Consider the following 3,339-nt stretch of genomic DNA (forward strand, 5'->3'; position numbering starts at 1 on the left):
GCGCGCGCGCCAGCTTGAAGGTCTCGGCCATGATCTCGGGATCGCCGGCATGAAACCCGCAGGCGACGTTGGCGGAGGTGACGATGTCGAGCATGGCCGCGTCGTCGCCGCAGCGATAGGTGCCGTAGCCCTCCCCGAGATCGGCGTTCAGGTCGATGGTCGGCATCACGCACCCATCCGGTCGTTGGTCGGAAACATCCGGTCTTCGCGCGTGATCCTATCCGAAGACGCCATCGATCAGGTTGGTGCCGAGCAGGAATTCTGAGCTGAATTGCGTGCGCACGATGGGCTCGCGCGCGATCTCCGAAGCCAGGGCTATCGCCTCCGCCCGCCGGGCGGCCACCGCCTCCGCGATCCCGACGGCGGAAAAACGCAGGATCGTTCCTGGCTGGGCTTGGGCGAGGCGTCCGAGATCGGCGCCGATCACCGTGGCGATCTTCGGGTAGCCGCCGGTGGGCTGCCGGTCCGCCATCAGTACCAGGGGCTGGCCGGCGCCCGGAACCTGGATCGCCCCCATGGCGACCCCGTCCGAGACGATGTCGTGGTGGCGGGCCCGCAGGACCGGACCTTCGAGGAAACAGGCCATGCGGTCGCCCCGCGCGCCCACCCGCCAGGGGCCGGCGAGGAAGTTGGCGATCACGCAGGCCTCGAAGTAATCCTCCTGCGGCCCGAGGATGACCCGGATCGTCTGCGGCGGCCTGTGCATCCAGGGCATGCGAAGCCGCACCGGATCACCGATCGCGGCGCGCGGCTCGTCGACCGGCAGGGCATCACCCGCGCACAGCGCCCGCCCGTCGAGCCCCCCGAGGCCGGAGCGGGTGTGGGTCGCAGTGGAGCCGAGGACCGGCGGCGCGGCGATCCGGCCCGCCACCGCCAGGGTGGCCCAGGCTCCGGTCTCGCCCGCTCGAACGGTCAGGCACGCGCCCGGCCTCAGGGTCAGCGCCGCTGCGCAGAGGAGGGGGCGCCCGTCGAGATCGACCCGGAGGGCGCCACCGGCCAGGGCGATGTCGACGGGCTTGCCCTCGCTCGTCAGCGAGACGCCGCCTAGCGAAACCTCGACGGCGGTGGCATCGAGCCTGTTTTCGAGGGCCCGGTTGGCGCTGGCATGCGCAAGCGGATCCATCGGGCCGGCCGGCGTGATGCCGTAGCGCAGGAAACCGTGGCGCCCGCCATCCTGAAGCGTGACGCCGGCACCAGCCGAGAGGATGCGAAGCGTGGTTCGCGCCGGCATCAGCTGGAACGCCGCGCGACGGGCTCACCCTCAACGGCCCGGGCGTCGAGCGCCGCGAAGGTCGCCGCATCGATCGCCTCGAACCGCAGGCTGTCGCCCGGCTCGATGAGGAAGGTCTGCGACCGCGTCTCCGAATAGAGGCGTTCGGGCGTGCGTCCGATCACGAACCAGCCCGTGGGCATCGGAAAGGTCGCCACGGCCGCCAAGCCCCCGCCGATCAGGATGGCGTTGGCCGGATGGGGCGGGCGCGGGGTCTGCCGGCGCGCGATCGCGAGATCGTCGGGCAGGCCGCCGAGATAGGCGAAGCCCGGCGCGAAGCCGTACATGTAGACCCGGTACGCGGCAGCGCCGTGCCGTTCGGCGACCCGCGAGGCGGACAGGCCGGCCCACGCCGCCACCGCGTCGAGATCCTCGGCACAGGCCGGGTCGTAGCAGCAGGGTAGCGTCCACAAATGCCCGCTGCGCGCAGAGGCCGGCGCCGTGGCGATGCACTCCGAGACGATCCGGCAGAGATCCGCGCGGTCGAGCACGAGCGGATCATAGTGGATCATCAGCGAGCGGTAGGTGGGCACGGTCTCGCGCAGGCCGGGAATCGCCCTCTCCGACAAGGCTTGATCGAGGGCAAGCACCCGCGCGTTCAGTACCGGGTCGACGCTGCATCCGAACTCGACCACGAGCGCGGTCTCACCGGCATCGCGGAACCGGACGCCGTCGGTGTGTAATCCGTGGTCCGTCTGCATTGCGGTAAGACCCTAGCCCGTGCCCGCCGGTCATATCCGACGGGTGCCGGCCTGGCACTACTGGGTCACGGCACATGCGCCGCGACGCGCCACGCGACGCTCCAGAGGCCGGTTCGGCGATGGGCTCAGCGAGCGCCGGTGGCCTGACGCGTTGCCTTCTTCTGGCGATGGTAGGTGTTGATCGCCTGGGCGCATGCCGGCGAAAGCTTGCGGAGGTTCTGCCGGAAACAGGCCTCGACTTCCGGGCCGCCCGGCGCGTGCATGCTGCAATGCTCGAGATAATCGCCGGTGCAGGACAATTTCAGGAGTTCGCGGATCGGGGTGGGCTCGGCGGTAGCGGCCATCGGCACCAGGGCTGCGCCGAGAGCGAGAAGTGCGAAGCGGATATTGGACATGGTGACGACGATGCTTTCGTGGGGAAATCCTGAGGCCGTCGGACAACGCCGACATGACGCTTTCCGATGCATTCCATCGAGGCGTTGCATGCGCGTGTGATCTGAGCAAGCGGCTCAGCGGCTCAAGATTGGGGATTGATAGAAGATCCCGTTGGCCTCGTCGAAGATCTCGACAACCCAATTGCGCGTTGCATTGCAACTCGACGCAGCCGTTCGGCGGCAGGCACTGGCCAGTCGGTCGGCGATCTGCATGGCTTCGTCCAAGAGGGTCGTCTCCAGCGCCTCCGGTGCCTGCCAGATCATCGTATGCGTCGAGCGAATTTGCAGTCGAAACTCATACATCGGGCGAAATACACCGTTAACCAGCTCGTGCCATCCACTGAGTGCTGATGGTCTAGTGGGCCGGGGCGATCGCGACAAGGCCGCGAAGTTGCCTATCCGTCTTTTCCAGTTGCCCGTCTGTCCCATCGCGCTGTGTTCGTAACAGGATGGCATCATGCGAATCATCAGTGAAGCCGGATCTAGGCTGACTGAAGGTCGAATTCAATTCTGACAAAATCTGATAATTAATAATTATAATATGTATACTTTGACAGAAAAGTTTGAAATATATTATAAACGATAGAAAATCCGAAGTTTTTGCTTCGGTGCTGCGTCATTTCTGCTTGAGAACCGCCGCGGCCGGTGTATCCGCCGGTCATCGCTGTTTCACACACGACGACCTTTCCGAAGGCAAACGCCGCAATCGGATCAGGTTTTTGGAGCGCCCGAGAGTCGACGCCTCCGCTGAACATCGGAGCCTGCTGGTGCGGAGCGACGCGGGATGGCACGCGAAGGCGCAGCCAAATTTTTCCATGTGCGAACATCGCGGGCCGCCGCCGTGCCACCGGAGGGAGACGCTGCGCGTTAAGGAGGGACAGTCCACGCGAGAAAGACCGCCTCATGAGCAACAGCGCGACACCCGGCAACGACC

General features: G+C 66.2%; 6 protein-coding genes. All 6 read right to left on the minus strand.

Going from position 1 to position 3,339, the window contains the following annotated elements:
* Positions 1–166 (minus strand): LamB/YcsF family protein (locus JWQ05_RS20245; protein ID WP_299662567.1); only part of this gene is annotated, 166 nt, incomplete at its 3' end.
* A gap of 51 nt (positions 167–217) precedes the next feature.
* Positions 218–1,231, minus strand: coding sequence for a biotin-dependent carboxyltransferase family protein (locus tag JWQ05_RS20250; protein WP_299662552.1), 1,014 nt, complete (start codon positions 1,229–1,231; stop codon positions 218–220).
* Complete coding sequence (locus JWQ05_RS20255) at positions 1,231–1,971, minus strand: allophanate hydrolase subunit 1 (protein ID WP_299662555.1); 741 nt, start codon at positions 1,969–1,971, stop codon at positions 1,231–1,233. Before JWQ05_RS20255 ends, JWQ05_RS20250 begins: the two co-directional genes overlap by 1 nt.
* A gap of 125 nt (positions 1,972–2,096) precedes the next feature.
* Positions 2,097–2,456, minus strand: a complete 360-nt coding sequence (locus JWQ05_RS20260) for a hypothetical protein (protein WP_299662558.1) — start codon at positions 2,454–2,456, stop codon at positions 2,097–2,099.
* A 24-nt stretch (positions 2,457–2,480) separates the two neighbouring features.
* Positions 2,481–2,834: a hypothetical protein gene (locus JWQ05_RS20265; protein ID WP_299662561.1), complete on the minus strand. Its 354-nt coding sequence runs from the start codon at positions 2,832–2,834 to the stop codon at positions 2,481–2,483.
* A gap of 98 nt (positions 2,835–2,932) precedes the next feature.
* A partial coding sequence (locus JWQ05_RS20270; protein ID WP_299662564.1) for a hypothetical protein occupies positions 2,933–3,339 on the minus strand: 407 nt, incomplete at its 5' end.

Source organism: Methylobacterium sp., assembly GCF_028290105.1.
In the GTDB taxonomy this organism is placed as follows: domain Bacteria; phylum Pseudomonadota; class Alphaproteobacteria; order Rhizobiales; family Beijerinckiaceae; genus Methylobacterium.